Here is an 18,665-nt window from a genome sequence, read left to right as displayed (position 1 = left end):
CCACACTTGCGCCATCGACCTTCTACGTAGCTAGACGTAGGTAGACCACGATTGGTACGGTGCGGATAACCCGCTGTGCTGGCCGTAGAGACGTCTCGCCCCGGTGCGGCGGTACCCCTGCCCGGTTGGGCTCCTTCGACTCGGCCGGGCAGGGCAACCTCCGAGCAGGAAGGGACGCCCGTGCCTGTCGAGCCGCACGGCCATACGTGGGCCACGCCGCAGCCCCGCTCACCCAAGCCTGGCGAGGAGCTGTGGATCGACCGCGAAGCTTCGGTGCAGTTCCGGCGGCAGCGGTTCATGTTTCGGGTGATCTCGGTGTGCCCGAAGCCGACCTATCGGGGCTGGGCGTGGGTGACGGGCTACCAGCTCGACGCCCGGGGCAACGCCGTCGACAAGCGGGAGATCTTCGTTCAGCTAGCCGGCCTGCACCCCGTCCGGCGATCGACGTAGCCCCCTGCACTGGCCTCTGCCATCCCGTCACCGTCGTCCCACACACCGTGGAGCGCGTCCGCCCCTTCTGGACCAGGGTTATGAAGTGTGGGCACGGCGGACGCCGCTCTGCCGTGACCTGGCCTGTCAGGTGCGGACCCTCAACGTTGCCGCTTGCGCTGGCTGCTTCGCTACCAGACGATTCAAGCCATGAAGAAAAAGTTGGTCGGGTTCGGGTTATTACTGTTCGGCTTTGCAGCCATCTCACTCGACCTGACCTTAGAAAATCTCATCCCAATAGGACATGCGCTTGCCAAAATGGCGGACCATTGGCTGATCGCTTTAGGCGCTGCAGGACTCGGCGCCGGGCTTTGGATGTTTCGGCAGGTGCGCAACGCCTCTTCAGATCGCAGTGATGTCAAAAATTCCCTCGGCACTCGACTGCTTTCGGATTATGGCATCACTGTGACCGCTTGCATTATGGTGCTCATTGGCTGCGTTACGCTTTTGGTGATGCTGCAAGTGGCAGGAAACGCAACATCAAAAACTGACCGCTCGCGGCTTCAGATCGAATCGATCAAGTATGGTTTGGGAATTGCGGCCAGCGGTGGGGCTGTAGCCGCCCTGCTGCTAGCGGTCCGGCGTCAGCGTCTCTCTGAGTCAATGCATCAACTCGCCATTCAAACTCAGGCACACACGGAAGCCGACGCTGCCGAACGACGCGTGACAGAGCTATATACCAAGGCTGTCGAGCAACTGGGGTCACCTGACGCCGCCGTCCGCCTAGGCGGAATGTATGCGCTAGAACGCGTGGCCCAATCCAACATTGGGCAGCGCCAGACAGTCGTCAACGTTTTCTGCGCGTATCTCCGGATGCCTTACACGCCGCCTAGCAAATTGCCGCCTACTGTCGACGCCGCAGTTGTGAAGGAGGCAAAAGAGGAACTCGAAGTGAGGTCGGGCGCTCAGGATATCCTCACAAAACACCTAGAGGAACTCGGCAAGGAAGGGCCCATGAAGCGCGAAGACTTGCCTGACCCCAGCCCTTCCTCATGGTTCTGGCCGGGCATGTCCATCAACCTCGCCGGAGCGTATCTTCGCGACTTCCGAATCCTGAGGGGCTATGTCGAGACGGCAAAATTCTCGGGAGCCATATTTGCCGGAGAAGCAAACTTCGAATCTACCTGTTTCCACAGTGCGAGCTGGTGGCATGACGTCACGTTCCAAGACCACGCGACGTTCAGAAACGCCGACTTCTATGTTGCCAGGTTCGACGGTAAGACGGTTTTTGATGGACCTGCCGACTTTACAGGTGTCCGCTTTCGCGGTGTGGCCTGGTTCAATAACGTGAAGTTCCAAGGAAAAGTCAGTTTTTCAAACGCAGATTTCTTGTTCAAGCGTACCCAGAATCCACGAATGCTAGGCGCTCACGCAATAGTGAAGGCTGACGGACAAAAAATCCAGCACATCTGGCCAGAGGGGTGGCATCTCAGAGAAGCTGAAGGGAATTCCAATTATGGGGTGCTTGCTCGCACGAAGGCAGCCGTTCCTCAATCCCGCCTAGAAATTGAAGCGTCAGCAGACCAGAGCGATAACCTCTCCTGAAACGTTATCGTTCACCGCAACCAGAATTGCACTATCGCCATCCCGTCTGCCGCCGACCCACACACCGTGGAGCGGGCCAGGGCCAGGGCGACAAGGGTGGAGCGCCCTACCGGACGAGTCTCAATGACAGTTGTCAAGCGCGGGCGCCGGCGCCGGGGGCGGCCTGGGGATTAGAAGAAGATCGCGGAGGGCTGGTCGAGTGACTGCGCACCTGGTCAGCCCCTCCGTCGTTGTCGGATGGCGTCGGCGTCAGCAGGTGGCCTTGGCTGTACGGATGGCTGTACAGCTACAGGCCGGAGTCCTCGCCTCGCAGCACTTGGACAGCGGCCACGACGTCCGTGACGGTGCGGTCGGGCGGGGTGAGTTCCGTTGGCCAGTCCTTCCCTCGGCTGACCCACAGGGTGGCAAGCCCTGCCGCGCGGCCACCCTCGACATCATGCACAGGGCTGTCACCGATCGCCCAGCCCCCGCCCCGCAGATCGAGGCCGCACCCACGGGCCGCTGCCTCGAAGATCTCGCGTGCTGGCTTCCGGATGCCCAACTCCCCGGACACTGCCCAGGCATCGACGCACTGGTCCAGCCCGGTACGCCTGATTTTCCCTAGCTGGTTGTCGGCCTGGCCGTTGGTCACGATCGCGACCGTCCAGCCCTCGTCGCGCAGTAGTCTCAGCGACGCCCGCACTTCTTGAGGACAGCTCACCAGCTCCGGCATCCGATGTCGGTACTGCCTCCATGCTTCATCCACCGAGGCTGCCAGGCCGAAACGCTCGGTCACCTCGCCGAAGAACCAGTCGCGGGGCACGGCCCCGTCCTGATCCGTAGCGATCAGCCAGGCCAACGCGTCGTCCGGCAGTTCGCGATCGGCGCAGAACTCGACCGCCCAACGTCGGAATGCCTCCGAACGGTCCACGAGCGTGTTGTCGAGATCGAAGAGCGCCAACCGCTGCATGGTCAACAACCGTACCGGGCGGGTAAAGCGGATCTCCTCGTCGGGCAGTCGTCAGACCGTCCAGGTCTCGGTAGTTGGTGATCGTGATCGTCACGGTCGGATTGTGCCTGGCTCTCGGCGGTTCACGCGCCCCTGCGGTTAGGGGTCTCCTCGGTCGGGCAGGCTCGCCCCTGCCCGAGGTTCCCGGTCGGGTCAAGGCTCGCCGGAGGCGACCGCGTAGCGGCTTGGCCTTGACCCGGCCGGGGTTCTCGGGCAGCCCTGTGGGTGCCCGGCCGAGGAGAGCCCGGTTGGTGGTCTCCGAGGGAGGGTCGGGTGCGGGGCAGCGCCCCGCCGGCCAGGTCCGGCAGGTCGAACGTTTCATCGGTGAGTTAGACGGGCGCTGGTGGCGGTGGTTGGAGTTGGAAGCAGCGATTGTCGCGCAGCAGCGCCCACAGCACATCGACGCGGCGACGGGCGAGGGCGATCAACGCCTGCTGGTGTTTGCGCCCCTCAGCGCGTTTGCGCTGGTAGTAGTCCCGGTTCGGGCCGTTCATCCGCAGCGTGCTCAGCGAGGACATGTAGAACACGTGGCGCAGCCGCCGGTTGTAACGCTGCGGCCGGCGTAGGTTGGCGACCCGCTTGCCAGAGTCACGGGCCACCGGCGCCAGGCCCGCGTAGGCGGCCAGGTGATCAGGGCTGGCGAAGGTCGACAGGTCCCCGACCGCGACGATGAACTCCGCCGCCGCCAACGCCCCCATGCCGGGCAGGCTGCGAATGATGCCGGCCTGCGGGTGAGTGCCAAACGCCTGTTCAATGGCCTTGTCGGTGTTCTTCATGCGCTGGTGCAGTTGCAGCAGATGACTGGCCAGCTCACCAGCGAGCGCAGCAGCGGTGTCCTGTCCCGGCAGGGTGAGATCCTGCTCAGCCGCGGCTGCCAACGCCTGATCGGCGACCCTGACGGCGTTCACCGCCCGATGCCGGCGCAGATGAGCGATGAGCTGGTCGCGACCAGCGGCGCGGATCTGCTCGGGCGTCTGATAGGCGCTGATCAGAATCAGCGTCGCGACGTTGGTGAAGGTCAACGCGCGTTCCAACACCGGGGAGATTCCGAGCATCAGGCGGCGCAGCCGATTCACGGTGCGGACCCAGTCCTCGACCAGGTCGGCGCGGTGCGCCACCAACAGCGCCAGCTTGGCGATCAGCTCCGTCGGTGTCTCCACCGGCAGAAAGTCACGCCGCATCCTGGCGGTGTTCGCGATGACCACCGCGTCACGGGCGTCGGTCTTGGCCTCGCCGGCGAACCCGGCAGCCATCGTCTTGACCGTGCGGCCTGGGATATACACCGTCTGCTGCCCGGCCAGCGCCAACATCGCCCGCAGCAGCGCGGTCTCGCAGCCGACCAGGTCGACCGCCCACACCACCTCGTCATCCGCGCCGACCCGCCCGATCAAGTCCGCGATCGTCTGCTGATCATTGGCCACCCGCGTCGACCACAGCACCCGCCCGGCCACGTCCACCGCCGCTGCGTGGTGAGCCTGCTTGCCCGCGTCCACGCCTATCCATACCTGCACCAAGCCGTCCTCCCGAAGCACCCAGATCCAGGTCACCTCGGACGACCCCGCCGGCAGTTCCTTAGCAAGCGACGACTCGCAGATCTCAATCAGCGGCCAAGGGCGCCCTGGGCTGGCTGGGCGGCCGCTCGTCCATAGCCACCTGACGGCAAACGACCTTGAGCCACACCCAACCAACCCGGCGGCCCGGAACACCATCCAGACAAAACAACCCTAAGGAACGACCTTGTCGCCCTGGCCCTGGTCTGCTCGGCTTCGCCTGGGTCGGTGACCGGCGGGATGGCATCCCACCACCCACGAACCGTAAGTTCGGCAACTCCATCTCGGAGTCGTCTGGCCCCCGCCGGAGGCAAAAGCTCTCATCGGCCGGCGCGGCCCGCTTGCGGGCCGCCTTGGTTCAGAAGGGCGGATCTACTCGGCTCCGCCTGGGACGACGGCGACGGAATGCTTCCCCCTCAACCACTTTCCCACCGCACCGCCTGGTCGCCCCTCGCCATCCCGGAGCCCCGAGGCCTCCGCCGGAGGCAGGCTCTGACGTCGAAGGTCCGTATTCCTTGGTCAGGGGCCGGCCTTTCAGTCTGCGTCGGGTCAATACTCGGATAACTTCGCGCTTATCGGCAGGCATCGGCGCGGACGTGGCCACCACACCACGGGTACGGGGCGACGCTCCAGACCCGCCACCCTCCACCGTCGCGGCGCACCTCAAACTGCCACGGGTGTGGGGTGCCGGTCATCGACAGGCCGTCATGGCCCCACCACACTGCTTGAACGGGAGTTGCCACCTGGGCGCGGTCGTCGCCCTGGTCCTCAACGTCGAACACGCCCGCGCTGACTTTCGACGGCTGCGGGTCGGTCCGAGTGATGTCGCGCCGGATGTCGCGCCACTCGTCGAGGAGCTCGTTTCGCTGCTTCGGTGCCAGCACTGCCCGTAGGCCGAGTTCCTCCCCGGATGACAGGGCCAGCATGAAGACGTTCACGGCGGCCTCCGGTGCCGCCTGTCCCCTGTCGGCTTCCGCTGTCTTTACGGCGAACCAGCTCACACCAGCGACAGCCGGACCGCCCACGCATAGAGCTAGCCCGATCGCCAGATAGATCACCCACCGTCGCGGCCGGCGGCGTCGCGGCTCCTCCCCCAAGATCATCCGTCGCACGATAGCCCAGCCACCGAATGACGACCACGACGGCGCGGGCGGCATGCCTGCCAGGGTGAGCGGTCACCGCGAGTCGGCAACCGGGTGACCACGCCTCTCGGTCTTCAAAGCTGGGCCACAGACGCAGCCGGAAACGCACCCAGCAACCCGGAGCCCGGCGCACCCGTCGTGCCACTGCCGCACGGGTCTCCGGTCGAGGCCAGCGCCAGAACTGACGCGCCCCTGGCGGCCATCGCCCGCGGCCTCGCTTGCCACGCAGCAATGTCTACAGCTCTCCACCACCGCGCCGTGTGCGCCGGGGCGTGACCGGCCGCCAGGCCGCACGCGCGCCCCGGCGCGACACGGCGGCGGGCCGAAGGCCCGCCCTTGACCAAGTAAAGAAAGTCTGAACACATTACGCTCCGGCGGCAGGCAACGCGGTCCAGCTTGCGCACAGTCAAGAGGAGCGGTGCACAAGGTCAGCAATCTTCTCCGCTGCTTCGGCTACCGGCACAGAGCCTGTATCGATCCTAATGTCCGCAACCGGCAGACGGTTCGTATGTGCGACCGCTGCAAAGCGCTGCACGTCGTCTCCAGTTTGCCGAGACCGGATCCGGTCGTAGAGTATGGCCGGTTGGCAATGAAGCTCTACCACTGTCCAGATTGCACCTGACGCCGAATCTCTGGCAATTGCTTCAACTGCCTCGACCTGACCAAGGTGCACAACCGGCACGCGACCTAGATCCCAAACCCTTTCAAGCCCAGGCCGATCTACGAAATACGTCGACCCGTACCGACTGTTCTCCCACAGGATCATTTCTGGGCTTTGACGCAGAATTTGAGCCTGCCCATGGTCAATCATCCGGTAGCCGGCACTCCTGCCACTGCCGAACTTCAGGCGCTTAAAGTGCTCAAAGCAAGGCTCACGGTGAACTAGTTCAGCAGTAATCGTGTCCTTGCCGGTGGCCGGAGCACCGTAAAGGATCAGCCCTTTCCTCACAGCGATGTGAACTTACTAAGAAGCTCCCTAGCCTGATCCTGCAAGGGTCTGGCACCTGCGGAGTTGTCTACTATCGCGTGCGGGATCTTGGGCTCGAAAGCGAGGTCAAGACGGCTTACGTATTCTGCCCAATTCGCGATTTTGTAGTCATCTCTGGCAGCCCCGCGACGCCGGATATACATCTGCATGGTCTCGGAGTCGCAGCGCACCCAGACGACTTGAAGCCTGCCGTTATAGGCCGCCACAGTCGCAGCCAGGCGATCGCACCATGCTTTCTCGCGTAGCTCCATAATGAAGGGTGCTGTCACGATCACCGATGAGCCGCACTGCAAGTTCTCCGTCATAGTGGCAAGCAGCGCTTCATACTCAGCGGGTCTTATAGCTGTCAGGTAGGTCTCTGACTCTCGATCGTGCGGGGATTGCCCTAGTCGCTCTAGCGCTGCCTCGACCACTGGCCGCGTGGTGGTGTCCTTATCGAGGATCGCCCAACCTGCTTGACGGGCGATGATGCGCCCAAGCTCCGTCTTGCCTGAGCCCGCATAGCCCCCGATCAAAATCACCCGCGATCCCGTCTTGTCTGCGGAAACTTCCGGGTTGTGAACGATTCGGCTTGAGCGGGCTCGATTGATGACGAGCCCCTCCTCGGCAAGAATCGACATTGCCCGATTGATTGTGGCAACGCTGGTACCCCAAGACTCGGCTAGCGCCCTAGTGCCGGGCAGCTGCCGCCCGTGAGCCAGCCGGCCGGCCTGAATGTCGTTGCGGATGGCCTGCGCGATCACGAGGGCGCTTGTCCCCCTCTGTAGCGCGTCCCCTGGCTCTGGCTGGGTGGTCATCAGACTCCTTGTCTTGGCGGGTCATGGGGCAGAGAAGGGCACTCCCGACCGGGCTGCGCATCAAGGTTTTCGCAGGTCAGCCGTCCCTGATTGCGAATCAGATTGTATCTGTTGACGCACACTGATTCAACCTGTTAGCCTCTGATCCAAGCTGATCCGCTCTGTTACATCGAGCGGTTGGGGTAGGTGCTCTGAGTGCCCACCTGGCGCACAGGCGACACACGGATGACGAGTAGTAACGGCGAAGGAGTGAGGCGAGATGCGGAACATCCCGGTGAACATGGCTGGCTTCAAGCTGCGGGTGGTGGAGGAGCCGTCGATCAAGATGGATCAGGAGGGTCGGGTGCTCACGGCTTACGGGACCGATGACCCGCTGTACGTGGTGGGTGTGTTCGCGAAGCCGCTGGCGACCGATGACGGCTACCGGGGCAAGGGCGAGGAACTGAAGGTCACTCTCTCGGTGAACCCGCAGGGAATCGAGGAGGGCGACCTGGTGGAGCTGATCGGGGCGACGGTGTCGCACTGGGAGCGCGACGGTCGTAGCGGTTTGACGTGGAAGGCGCAGAGCCTCAAGGCGGCGTGAGGTAGGAATTCTGGCCCCGCCCCTTTTTGGTGGGTTACCCGTTCGAGTCGGGTCGGGGCACTTTGTCAAGGCAATGCGGCTTGCGTGCGGGCTGAATCCTTGGCTGCTTGTTCTTTGAGAATTACACAGTGGATACAACCTTGCCTAAAACAGGTTCAATGCGTTTATTCGTACAACGATTTTCGGAAGGGAGGTTGCGGTGTCGGACTTCGAGCTGATTCTTATCGGGTTGCTGTTGCTGTCGGTGTGCTTGAACGTCGGTCTTATTCGTCGTGAGGGGCGTCGGTTGCGGCGGGTGTGGCGTCTGTCCGGTCGGGAGTAGTCACCGGTCGGTGGTTTCTATCCGTCCCTTGGAGTGTGTGTCCGGGGGCGGGTGGTGCCCACCGATGGTGGTGCTCAGGTCGGAAGGAGAGGCATGGATTTGGTGCCGGAGATCGTGAAGTCGCTGACTGGCAGGTCTCGGTATGAGGCGCTGATGGGCAACGTGCAGGGCCTGTCGTTGCTGCTGGACGGCGCGAAGAGCCTGATCAAGGGGTGCGAGCCTCCGCCGGGGGCGTTGTACCAGTTCGCGGCTCGGGTGGAGGACCTGGAAGACGCGCACAAGCAGGCGGTGGAGACGCTGCGGGCGTTCCACACGCGAGTGAAGACGTTCGAGGCCGATTTGGTCGCCAAGCCGTGGAAGGTGGGCTGATGTCGTACCAGATTAGCGACACCTATGACGGGATCGATAAGGCGATGCGGCTGATGCGTTCTTCGATGAAGGGGATGCCGGAGCGGTATCGGTACATGCGGCATTACGACGATCTTCGTCGGGCGGTCGCGGTGTTGCTGGTGTTGCTCGAAGAGGCCGCGCCGTGGATGGAGGAGACGCGGGAAGCGAAGGAGTCAACGAGTCGCGCGAAGAAGTTGTTCGCGGCGGTGAGCTGACAGTAATTGTTTCAACGGAAGGGCCCGGGTTGGTTATCCGATCCGGGCCTTCCCTTTACCCAAAAACAGTGGTCATCGAATTGCAAGAGAACTGATGAAGGTAGGTGCGGGAGATGGGTAAGCGTACTCAGGGGTGGGAGTGGCGGGTCGCGGGTTGGGCTGCGCGGCATCCGGGGTTCGTGGCTGCTCCGGCGGCGGTCGCTACCACGATGGCGCAGCTGGGGCCGGTGACCACCGGTGGTGTGGCGGCGGGTGTGCTCGCGGCGGGTGTGGGCTGGTACCGGGGTCACCCGGACTCGTGGGCGGCGGTGGCGGCTCCGCAGTTGCGGGCGCTGCGTCGGCGGTGGCTGTCGCGGGCGTACCTGGGTCGGTGGTGGAGCCGGGTTACCGAGGAGTGTGGCCTGGTAACGGTGAATCGGCGGACCGGGTTTGTCAACGTGCCTCGGATCGTCCGGATTCGTAGTCACTCGCCGTCGACGGAGACGGTGTACGTGCGTCTTCTCCTTGGGCAGACGGTGAAGCTGTGGGAGGAAGCCGCGGAAGCCCTGGCGGTCGGGTTGAACGCGGAACGGGTGGGCGTCGAGCGGGTGCGGTCCCAGGTGATCGCGCTGATCGTGCAGCGCTCGGAGCCGTTCACTGAGGTGATCGTCCCGCCGGAGATTGCGGCTGACGCCGACGCGACGAGCCTGGCGAACGTGTACCTGGGCGAGACCGAGCACGACACCGACTGGTCTGCGCCGCTGATCGGGCAACACTGGCTGGTCAGCGGGGCCACCGGGTCGGGCAAGAACTCGGTGACGTGGATGGCGCTGCGGGCGTGCGCGCCGCTGATCCGTGACGGCCTGGTGCGGGTGCACGTGGTCAACCCCAAGGGCACCGAGTTGAACGCCTTGCGGCCGGTGTCTTACCGCTACGCCGAGACCGACCGCGACATCGTGGAGGTGGTCGCCGGGTTCTGGGAGACCATGCAGGCCCGGAAGAAGACCTTGGCGGAGCAGGGCCGGCGCACGTTCGAGCTGTCACGCGAAACGCCCCTGGATCTGCTGCTGATCGATGAGCTGGGAGCGGTGACCGGGTACGGCGACCGGTCGCTGACCAAGGGCGTTCAGTCGGTGTTGCCGCTGATCCTGTCGCAGGCTCGCGCTCTGGGTGGCAGCGTCATCGGCGCTCTGCAAGAGCCCACCAAGGACGTGATCCCTCAGCGAGACCTGTTCTCCCTGCGGGTGTGCCTGCGGGCCACGTCGGCCGGACACGTCGACATGGTCCTTGGTGACGACATGCGCCGTCGGGGTGCTCTCGCTGACGAGATCCCGAACGTCGCGGACTCGGCCGGTATCGGGTTCGTCGTCAAGCAGCGTTCGCGGACTCCGATGCGGGTGCGGGCGGCCTACTGCGACGACTCCGACATTGCCGAGCTGGTGCGAGTTGCGGGCTGGCCCCACACCGAACTCACCACCGCGGGCCGGTGACGACGGTGAACAACCACGACAGCACCGAGCGGCCGGCGAAGCAGCCTCGTCCGGTCCGCAAGCTGAGCAAGCGCCTCGACGTCGCCCGGCAGCTGCACGACCTGGAGCAGGACTCCGCGCTGGACATCGTGGAGATTGAGCGGCTGCGGGTGAGCGTGACCCGTTCGCTGTGGCTGTTCCTGGCCATCGGGTCAGTGTTCACCACGACCGGCGTTCAGGACTTCCTCGCCGGTCACCTCACCCCGGCTGACCCGGTGTGGTGGGGCTGCTGGGGCGTCGAGCCGTGCCTGGTCGGCATCCTCATCACCGTTCTGCGCTGGGAAGCCGCGATGATCGCCCGAGAGATCGAGATCGACTCCAAGGCGGTCGACTGGCTCAAGCGGTTCCTGCTGGGCTCCACGCTCGTCATGAACGTCGTACCAGCGATCTTGCCTCGTGAAGGCGGCATCAGCGCCGGGATGTTGGCCGCGCACTTCATGGTGCCGATCCTCGTGTTCTTCCTGGCCGAGGTCATGCCGATCGTGCAGGCACGCTGCACCCAAGCACGACGGGCCATCACCCTGCCCACGAACACCCCAACCCCCGACCCCGCCCCGGCTCCCGCCGCGGCTCCGGCTCCGGTAACCGTGCCGGCCGTCGTCGCGGAACCCACCACCCCGGCACCGGCCCCGATCGCGGCACCCGCTGCGGCGCCGGTTGCGGCCTCGATCCCGGATCGCTGGACGGACTCAACCAGGGACACCACCGGGGAGCCCGCGGCCTTGGACGGCTTGGGCATCCCTTCCGGGATGCAGACCCAGATCCGGCGACTCGTTGCCGACCTGGACCGACCGGTCACCGCCGTCGACATCCAACAGGCCACCCGGCTACCCGCGTCGATCGCGTCGAAAGTCGCCGACCGGTTCACCCCGGCCACGGCCAACGGCTACACGCACTAATTCACCACCTACGCGCACTGATTCCCCCTCGCTCTGACCTGCCGTGCTTCATCCGCTGGAGCACGGCTGGTCCGTCTCCGAAAGGAGAAATCCCGTGGCACTACCAACCCCCGTGTACGACGCCGAAGCGGCGTTGACCCGATGGATGCGCTCGCCGGCCTACAAGCAATGGCGGACTGGCGTCGAGAGCGTCAAAGGCTGCCTGCAACCGGTCCGGCTGGTCGGCAAGTTCGAGGTCCGGCACATGGGCAGCGGTGACCTGATCGCCTCCCGGCAAGGACGGGTCTGGTCCTCCTGCGGCACCCGCCGCGCGGCCGTCTGCCCCTCCTGCGCCGACCGGTACGCCGCCGACGCCTGGCACCTCATCCACGCGGGCATGTCCGGCGGCAAAGGCGTCCCCACCACCGTGGCCCGGTCCACACGCCTCTTCGTCACCCTCACCGCCCCATCGTTCGGCCCAGTGCACAACCGGCCCGGCAAGCGACCCTGCTCCTGCGGACGCTGGCACCCCGAAGGCCACCCGCTGCTGGGTAGCCCGCTCAACCCGACCACCTACGACTACACCGGGGCCGTGCTGTGGCAAGCGCACAGCGGCCAACTCTGGCACCGGTTCACCATCGCCCTACGCCGCGCCGTCGCCGCCGCTGGTGGCCTCACCGTCCGCGCATCCGGCGCACACCTACGGATCTCCTACGCCAAAGTCGCCGAATACCAGCGGCGCGGCCTGGTCCACTTCCACGCCGTCATCCGCGCCGATGGCCCGTCCGGGCCGGACTCCTCGCCCCCAACATGGCTCACCCCTGACGTTCTGGCTGACGCGGTGCGTTCCGCGGCTTCCTCCGTCGAGCTGGACACCATCCGACCCGACGCAACCGCGCTGCTCCTCGGCTGGGGCGCACAGGTCGACGTCAAAGACATCACCGCCACCGACATCGACATCAACGACGGAGACGACGACGGGGACCAGGCCGTGGCCGACACCCGCCTGGCCGGCTACATCGCCAAGTACGCCACCAAGGGCACCGGCGCTACGGAGACCGGAGACCGGCGCATCCGTTCCCAAATGCACATCGACCGACTCCAGGTCTCCGCGCACCACCGGACGATGATCCAAACCGCCTGGGACCTCGGCGGACTCGACCAATACGCCGATCTCAAACTGCGCCACTGGGCACACATGCTCGGCTTCCGAGGCCACTTCCTCACCAAATCGCGCATCTACTCCACGACCTTCAAAAACCTTCGCGCCGAACGCCGAACCCACCAAATCCACACGGCGCTCACCGACGCCGGCCTGCCCGAAGACACCGATGTCCTGGTCGTCAACAACTGGCAAATCCTCGGCATCGGCTACGACACCCCCGAACAACTCGAACTCGCCACCGCAATCGGAGACCGCATCCGAGCCGCACGACAGCAAGCCAGAAAGGAACCCCGATGACCACCCCCACCACCGAACGCCTATGGACCGTCACCGACGTATCGGCGTTCCTCGGCATCCCCATCGGCACCCTCTACCAATGGCGTCACCGCCGAACCGGCCCCCGCGCGTCCCGCGTCGGCCGACACCTCCGATACGACCCCGCCGACGTGCGGGCCTGGTTCACTGACAAGGCGGCCTGACATGCCCATCGATGACCTGTGGTACCTCACCAAACGGGGACCGGACAAGAAGCGGCTTCCCTCCAAGCGGCACGGCGAAGGTAAGCGGTGGCGGGTCCGGTACAACGATGCCGCTGGCAATTCAAAAACCCGGTTCTTTGAGAGAAAGGTCGATGCCGAGGAATTCGACGTTAACGCCCGGGCCGGCATCGCGGAAGAGACCAAGATTGACCAGGCGGACCGGCATATCACCTTCCGCGAGTACGGCGAGCGGTGGCGGCTCTCGCGCCAGATTGGGCAAGCACTCGATTACCAGCGGCACACAGAGTCACGCCTCCGGCACCACCTTTATCCGCAGATCGGCAAGCGGCAGATGCGAGCGATTACCGTCACGGACGTCCTGGAGTGGGTGGCGCTTCTGCTGCGCAATAACGTGGCGCAGTCCTCAGTGAAGACCTACTTCGACCTGTTCAACGCCGTCATGAACGCCGCTGTAGCGGACAAGGTAATTTCCGATAACCCGTGCAAGGCGGTGCGACTGTCGGCCATCCTGCGTGGCTTTTCACGCGCTCCGAAGTGGGTGCCGACCGATGAGGACATGCTCGCCCTGGTCGACGTTGTCCCAGACCGCTACCAGGCTGCGATCTGGTGCGGTGCGGGTGAAGGTCTGCGACTGGGCGAGGTGCTCGGCCTGGAAGATGGCGTGCGGTGTGTCGACCGGCCGCGTCAAGAGCTGCACGTGGTTCAGCAGCTTCGCTTCCACAGAGGAGCTTACAGCGGGTTCTACCTAGCCCCACCCAAGGCCGGTTCTGTCGGTGACGTGGACCTGGACGACCACGTAGCTACGGTGCTCGCGGAGCATGTCCGGAAGTATCCGCCCGCACTGGTGGAGCTGCCCGACATCACCGCCGGGACTCCCGACCCGGGGAAGCAGGCGAAACGCCGGTCAGTCGCATTGCTGTTCACCGACGACCAGGGCAAGCCGATTCATGATCAGCGCTGGTCCGACCTGTGGCGAGGTTGGCGCAAGGCGGCGGGCTGGCCGGACGAAGGCACATTTCACTCCCTGCGGCACTACTTCGCGACTCGCCTGATCACCTCGGGTGCCGACCCGACCGACGTGCAGAACGCACTACGGCACTCCAGTCTGCGGATCACGCTGGAGACGTACGTGCATTGGTGGCCGAAGAAGAACCGCCGTCGCAACATCGTCAGCACGGCGCTTCGGGAGGCCGCGGGGAACCGTCCCGGCTCGGCTCTTCTGGGCTGACTTGTACTGACGTTGTACTAAATGATCAACGGCCAGCGTTTCCGCTGGCCGTTGATGGTATGGGTGGAGCTGAGGGGATTTGAACCCCTGACCCCCTCGATGCGAACGAGGTGCGCTACCAGTCTGCGCCACAGCCCCCCACCGGCGAACCGGCTTCGGTCCCACCCGGCTTACACCGGGCGGGCCGGCAGCAAGGCTAACAGGTCCCCGGCCCCCACCGCGAATCCGCCCCCGGCGCGGCGCTCCACCGCGCCTGAAGATCGACTCGGGTTTCTGAAAATCGGGGCATCCGGGACGCCCCAACCCCCCGACTTCCAGAAACCCGAGTCGATCAAGCCGAGGGCCGGGACGGGGCCGGACCGGGGACGGGACCCAGGGAGGGCGTCAGGCGCCTCGGCCGGCCTCGTAGGGGCGGCCACGGAGGCCACCCGACCGCCGGTACGAGACCGATCCACCGTTGACCGCCGCCGGCAGGTTGCCTGGACGGTCCAGGCCCATGGCGGCTCGGCGTACCCCCTCGCGCTGGGCGGCCAGGCGGCGCTGCGCCTCCCGGCGGGCGGCGGCCCGGCGGGCCTGCTCCCGGCGCACCTCGGCCTGCCGGGCGGCCAACCAGGCGGCCTCGCGGGCTCGGGCACGGCGGCGGCGACGTCCGGCGAGGGCCCGGGCCCGCAGGTGGACCACATAGAGGGCCAGGAGCAGGAAGGTGACGGCGAAGCTGACCCAGAAGCCGGGGCTGACGAACAGCACGCCGACCAGTTCGACGACGTTGAGGAGCAGCAGAGCGGCGAGCACCCGACGGCGCCGGTACACGGCGGGGGTGTGCTGCCGGCGCGGCTGCGGGCGGCGACGGGACCGCTTCGGTGCGGCGGGCACGGCGCGCAGCCGCCCGGAGCGGCGGGCGGCCGGGGGCGCGGAGACCGGCGCACCCAGCGCGCCAGTAGTCACATCCTCACTGAGGGTGATGGTCAGTGAGCGCGGGGGGCGGACGGGTCGCCGTCCGGGCACAGTGCGGCGGCGTCGGCGGCGCTGGAGCACCCGCGCCGTCGACTGCGCCCGCTCCGCCACCAGCCGCTCGGTGGCGTCGTACCGGCGAACCAGCGCCGGGGCCAGGGCGAGCAGGCCGGCGGCGGCGAGGACGGCGAGGAGCACCGAGGTCGGCACCCTCACCCCTCCCGTCACCGAATTCGAAGCAGACGCTCTCCGACCGCAGGATCTTCCACCGACCACGCCCGGGTACGTGGATCGTCCGGCTGGGGAGCGCTTGCCGCAGCTTGCAGTTACTTGAGGTTACGACGCACCGACCGGGATGCCGGCGCGCCGCGCCGATCCCGTCCGTGGGACGGCTCACCGGGCGGCAGCGCGTACCCGGTGCCAGCGGGCCAGCAGGCCACCCTCGGCGGCGATCTCCTCACTCGTCATCGCGTACCCGATGTGGTCCCGCCACGCGCCGTCGATGTGCATGTAGCGCACGTGATACGCCTCTTCGCGGAAGCCCAACTTCTCCACCACCCGCCGCGACGGCCGGTTCTCCGGACGGATGTTGACCTCCACCCGGTGCAGCCCGCCCGGCCCGAACGCGTGGTCCACGGCGAGGGCGAGCGCCGTGGGGATCACACCTCGGCCGGCGACCCGCGCGTCCACCCAGTAGCCGACGTAGCCGGAGCAGAGCGCCCGCCGCACGATGCTGCCCACGTTGATGTGCCCGACCAGCCGGTCCCGGCCGGCCTCGCGCAGGCAGACCGCGAACGGCATGCCCTCGCCCTCGCGGGCCGAGCGCCGCTGGTCACGGTGCACCCAGCGGAACGCGGCCGGCGAGTTCATCTCGTCCCAGCCGCCGGGCAGCGACGACTCCCACGGGGCCAACCAGGCCTGGTTGGCCCGCCTTACCTCCGACCAGGTCGCCGCGTCGGAGCGCCGGTAGGGCCGCAGCAGCACCGGGCCGTCGGCCAACTCCACCGGCCAACCCGGCGACCGCGCGGGACCGAAGAGACTCACCCGCACAGTCTCCCGCGCGGGACCGTGTCTCGCGCAAGTAGCTCCACCACGAGGTGCCGGTGATCGTGCGACGCGGAGACGGCCGGCTGGCGGATCGCGCCGGGCACCGTCACCGGCGGCGGTCCAGCAGCAGGACGTCCACGGTGGAACCGGCCGCGGCGGTGGTGACCCGCTCGCCGAGCACCAGCAACCCGTTCGCCTCGGCCAAGCCGGAGAGGGTGAACGGCCCACCGCTGAGGGGCTGGACGGTGTACCCGCCGCCGCGTCGCTCGGCGACGTGCGCCGGCCGGAATTCCCGCAGCCCCGCCGGGGACGACACGGTCTCCAGCAGGTGCGCCCGTACGCTGGGCCGGAACACCGGTTCGGCACCGGCGAGCAGTTGGATGGCGGGGCGGGCCAGCACCTCGAAGCCGATCAACGCGGCGCCCGGGTCGCCGGGCAGGCAGACCACCGGCACCTCCTCGGCGCCGACCGTGCCGAACCCGAGCGCGGTACCGGGATAGAGCGCCACGTCGGTGAAGGTGACCGGCCCGGCGCGACCGCCCTCGCGGCGGGAGAGGATCCGGCGCACCATGTCCCCGGGGCCGGTGCCGGTGCCCCCGGTGGTGATGATCAGGTCGGCGCGCAGGGTCTGGTCCTCCAGCAGCCCGCGCAGCCCTTCCGGGTCGTCGTCGCAGATGCCCACCCGGTACGCCAGTGCGCCCACCTCGGCCGCCGCGGCCGTCAGCGCGTGCGAGTTCGCGTCCACCACCTGGCCCGGCTGACTGCCCCGGCCCACGTCGACGAGTTCGTCACCGGTGGCCACGATGACCACCCGTGGGCTGGGCCGGACCACCACGTGCCCGATGCCGGTCGCCGCGAAGACGGCGACCAGGGCCGGGGACACGTAGGTGCCGGCGCGGGCGAGCAACGTGCCGGCGGGCAACTCCTCACCCGCGCGGCGTACCCCGTACCCCCGTTTGGGGGTACGGAAGATCTCCACCGCGGCCATGCCCTGGTCGGTCCACTCCACCGGAACCACGACGTCCGCAGCGACCGGCAGCGGCGCCCCGGCGGCCACCGAAAAGCATGAGCCGGGGGTGAGCCGGACCGGCCGCCAACTCGCGGCACCGAGATCGCCGACCACGTTGAGCCGGATGGTGCGGCCACCGGGCGTGCCGGAGGGGGCCGGGACGTAGCTCGGCCCCCGACCCCCTCCGGAAATGTCCTCCCAGCGCGCGGCGTAGCCGTCCACGGCCGCCTGGTCGAAGGCCGGGAAGGCGTGCGGCGCGACGACGTCCTCGGCGAGGACGTTGCCGTGCGCCTGGGTGAGGTCGAGGTCGAGTGGTGGCAGCGCGCGCAACCTGCGCAGCACGCTGCCCAGGTAGTCGGCGAGCGGCGTCAACTCGTTCGCGGCCGCCTCGGCGTCGGCCGTCGCGGTCATGTACCAGATCCGCCTGCCGCGTCGGCCTTGACGAAGTCGGCCAGCCAGGACCGGAACTCGGCGCCGAGGTCGTCGCGCTCGGCGGCGATCTGCACCACCGTCTGGAGGTACCCCAGCGGCATGCCGGTGTCGTAGCGGGTGCCCCGGTAGACGATCGCGTGCACCGGGGTGCCCTCGGTGCGCAGCAACTCCATCGCGTCGGTCAGCTGGATCTCGCCGCCGCTGCCCGGCTTGGTCCGCCGGATCGCGTCGAAGATCGTGCCCGGCAACACGTAGCGGCCGAGCACCGCGAGGTTGCTCGGGGCGTCCTCCGGCTGCGGCTTCTCCACCATCCCGGTCACCTTGACGACCTCGCCGATGTCGGTCAGCTCCGACTCGGCCGGCTCGACGGAGGCGATGCCGTACCGCTTGGTGTCGGCCGGGTCGACCTCGAAGAAGGCGAGCACCACACCGCCGGTGCGGGCCTGCAACTCGATCATCGCCGGCAGCAGCGGCTCCGACGGCTTGACGAACTCGTCGCCGAGCAGCACCGCGAACGGCTGGTCGCCGACGTGCGACTCGGCGTACCCGACGGCGTGGCCGAGCCCGAGCTGCTCGGGCTGCCGCACCGTGTAGATCTCGGCCAGCTCGCTGGGCCGGCGCACGGCGGCCAGCCGTTCGGCGTCGCCCTTCTCCTCCAACCTGGTCTCCAGGTCCGGGCGACGGTCGAAGTGGTCCACCATCGACGTCTTACCCCGGCCGGTGATCAGCAACACGTCGTTGATGCCGGCCTGCGTGGCCTCCTCGACGATGTACTGCAACACCGGCCGGTCCACCACCGGCAGCAGCTCCTTGGGGACCGCCTTGGTGGCCGGCAGGAACCGGGTGGCCAAGCCGGCGGCCGGGATGACGGCCTTGACCGCCAGGGGACGGAAGGTTGCGGCGACCGTCGATGAGAGGTTCGCTGAGTGCTCCGACAT

The 18,665-nt window shown here is 66.8% G+C and carries 19 protein-coding genes and 1 tRNA gene; 10 read left to right on the top strand and 10 right to left on the bottom strand.

Going from position 1 to position 18,665, the window contains the following annotated elements; genetic code table 11:
* Positions 1 to 180: 180 nt before the first annotated feature.
* On the top strand, positions 181 to 450 hold the full coding sequence (locus EV382_RS29030) for a hypothetical protein (protein WP_130407074.1): 270 nt from the start codon (positions 181 to 183) through the stop codon (positions 448 to 450).
* A gap of 189 nt (positions 451 to 639) precedes the next feature.
* Positions 640 to 2,034: a pentapeptide repeat-containing protein gene (locus tag EV382_RS29025; RefSeq protein WP_130407072.1), complete on the top strand. Its 1,395-nt coding sequence runs from the start codon at positions 640 to 642 to the stop codon at positions 2,032 to 2,034.
* Positions 2,035 to 2,320: 286 nt separating this feature from the next.
* Here the strand turns inward: EV382_RS29025 and EV382_RS29020 are convergent, their stop codons facing one another.
* The 5 genes from EV382_RS29020 to EV382_RS29000 all read right to left on the bottom strand — a co-directional run bounded on the left by EV382_RS29020 (position 2,321) and on the right by EV382_RS29000 (position 7,499).
* Positions 2,321 to 2,983: an HAD family hydrolase gene (locus EV382_RS29020; RefSeq protein ID WP_130407070.1), complete on the bottom strand. Its 663-nt coding sequence runs from the start codon at positions 2,981 to 2,983 to the stop codon at positions 2,321 to 2,323.
* Positions 2,984 to 3,351: 368 nt separating this feature from the next.
* Positions 3,352 to 4,533, bottom strand: a complete 1,182-nt coding sequence (locus EV382_RS29015) for an IS110 family RNA-guided transposase (RefSeq protein WP_244236846.1) — start codon at positions 4,531 to 4,533, stop codon at positions 3,352 to 3,354.
* Positions 4,534 to 5,144: 611 nt separating this feature from the next.
* Positions 5,145 to 5,675, bottom strand: a complete 531-nt coding sequence (locus tag EV382_RS29010) for a hypothetical protein (protein WP_130407068.1) — start codon at positions 5,673 to 5,675, stop codon at positions 5,145 to 5,147.
* A 445-nt stretch (positions 5,676 to 6,120) separates the two neighbouring features.
* Positions 6,121 to 6,663 carry a kinase gene (locus EV382_RS29005; RefSeq protein WP_130407066.1) on the bottom strand — a complete coding sequence of 181 codons (543 nt, stop codon included), beginning with the start codon at positions 6,661 to 6,663 and terminating at the stop codon, positions 6,121 to 6,123.
* Positions 6,660 to 7,499, bottom strand: a complete 840-nt coding sequence (locus EV382_RS29000) for an AAA family ATPase (protein WP_130407064.1) — start codon at positions 7,497 to 7,499, stop codon at positions 6,660 to 6,662. The genes EV382_RS29005 and EV382_RS29000 overlap by 4 nt, the downstream gene beginning before the upstream one ends.
* A 259-nt stretch (positions 7,500 to 7,758) precedes the next feature.
* Here EV382_RS29000 and EV382_RS28995 point away from each other — a divergent pair, with 259 nt between their 5' ends.
* The 8 genes from EV382_RS28995 to EV382_RS28960 all read left to right on the top strand — a co-directional run bounded on the left by EV382_RS28995 (position 7,759) and on the right by EV382_RS28960 (position 14,288).
* The gene (locus tag EV382_RS28995; RefSeq protein ID WP_130407062.1) at positions 7,759 to 8,082 is read left to right on the top strand and encodes a hypothetical protein; all 324 of its coding nucleotides are present in this window, start codon (positions 7,759 to 7,761) and stop codon (positions 8,080 to 8,082) included.
* Between the two features lie 415 nt (positions 8,083 to 8,497).
* A complete protein-coding gene (locus EV382_RS28990) occupies positions 8,498 to 8,773 on the top strand; it encodes a hypothetical protein (protein WP_130407060.1) in 276 nt (91 codons plus the stop codon).
* Positions 8,773 to 9,009, top strand: a complete 237-nt coding sequence (locus EV382_RS28985; protein ID WP_130407058.1) for a hypothetical protein — start codon at positions 8,773 to 8,775, stop codon at positions 9,007 to 9,009. Before EV382_RS28990 ends, EV382_RS28985 begins: the two co-directional genes overlap by 1 nt.
* 209 nt (positions 9,010 to 9,218) lie before the next feature.
* Positions 9,219 to 10,478 carry an FtsK/SpoIIIE domain-containing protein gene (locus EV382_RS28980; protein ID WP_425272008.1) on the top strand — a complete coding sequence of 420 codons (1,260 nt, stop codon included), beginning with the start codon at positions 9,219 to 9,221 and terminating at the stop codon, positions 10,476 to 10,478.
* Positions 10,475 to 11,416, top strand: coding sequence for a hypothetical protein (locus EV382_RS28975; RefSeq protein WP_208758512.1), 942 nt, complete (start codon positions 10,475 to 10,477; stop codon positions 11,414 to 11,416). Before EV382_RS28980 ends, EV382_RS28975 begins: the two co-directional genes overlap by 4 nt.
* Before the next feature lie 145 nt (positions 11,417 to 11,561).
* Complete coding sequence (locus EV382_RS28970) at positions 11,562 to 12,857, top strand: replication initiator (protein WP_130409292.1); 1,296 nt, start codon at positions 11,562 to 11,564, stop codon at positions 12,855 to 12,857.
* Positions 12,854 to 13,039 carry a helix-turn-helix transcriptional regulator gene (locus EV382_RS28965; RefSeq protein ID WP_130407053.1) on the top strand — a complete coding sequence of 62 codons (186 nt, stop codon included), beginning with the start codon at positions 12,854 to 12,856 and terminating at the stop codon, positions 13,037 to 13,039. Before EV382_RS28970 ends, EV382_RS28965 begins: the two co-directional genes overlap by 4 nt.
* A 1-nt stretch (position 13,040) precedes the next feature.
* Positions 13,041 to 14,288 (top strand): tyrosine-type recombinase/integrase, encoded by a 1,248-nt coding sequence (locus EV382_RS28960; RefSeq protein WP_130407051.1) that lies wholly within the window; start codon positions 13,041 to 13,043, stop codon positions 14,286 to 14,288.
* 64 nt (positions 14,289 to 14,352) lie between these two features.
* On the opposite strand, the gene EV382_RS28955 is transcribed toward EV382_RS28960, so the two are convergent.
* The 5 genes from EV382_RS28955 to EV382_RS28935 form a co-directional block, all read right to left on the bottom strand.
* Positions 14,353 to 14,426: transfer RNA gene (locus tag EV382_RS28955), tRNA-Ala, on the bottom strand.
* Between the two features lie 246 nt (positions 14,427 to 14,672).
* Positions 14,673 to 15,455 (bottom strand): divisome protein SepX/GlpR, encoded by a 783-nt coding sequence (sepX, locus tag EV382_RS28950; protein ID WP_208758511.1) that lies wholly within the window; start codon positions 15,453 to 15,455, stop codon positions 14,673 to 14,675.
* Positions 15,456 to 15,632: 177 nt separating this feature from the next.
* Positions 15,633 to 16,283 carry a GNAT family N-acetyltransferase gene (locus tag EV382_RS28945; protein WP_130407047.1) on the bottom strand — a complete coding sequence of 217 codons (651 nt, stop codon included), beginning with the start codon at positions 16,281 to 16,283 and terminating at the stop codon, positions 15,633 to 15,635.
* Positions 16,284 to 16,392: 109 nt separating this feature from the next.
* Positions 16,393 to 17,706 carry a molybdopterin molybdotransferase MoeA gene (locus EV382_RS28940; RefSeq protein WP_030329151.1) on the bottom strand — a complete coding sequence of 438 codons (1,314 nt, stop codon included), beginning with the start codon at positions 17,704 to 17,706 and terminating at the stop codon, positions 16,393 to 16,395.
* On the bottom strand, positions 17,703 to 18,665 hold the full coding sequence (locus EV382_RS28935) for a UTP--glucose-1-phosphate uridylyltransferase (protein WP_130407045.1): 963 nt from the start codon (positions 18,663 to 18,665) through the stop codon (positions 17,703 to 17,705). Before EV382_RS28935 ends, EV382_RS28940 begins: the two co-directional genes overlap by 4 nt.

Source organism: Micromonospora violae, assembly GCF_004217135.1.
GTDB classification, from domain to species: domain Bacteria; phylum Actinomycetota; class Actinomycetes; order Mycobacteriales; family Micromonosporaceae; genus Micromonospora; species Micromonospora violae.
This window is presented reverse-complemented; position numbering and strand designations above follow the sequence as displayed.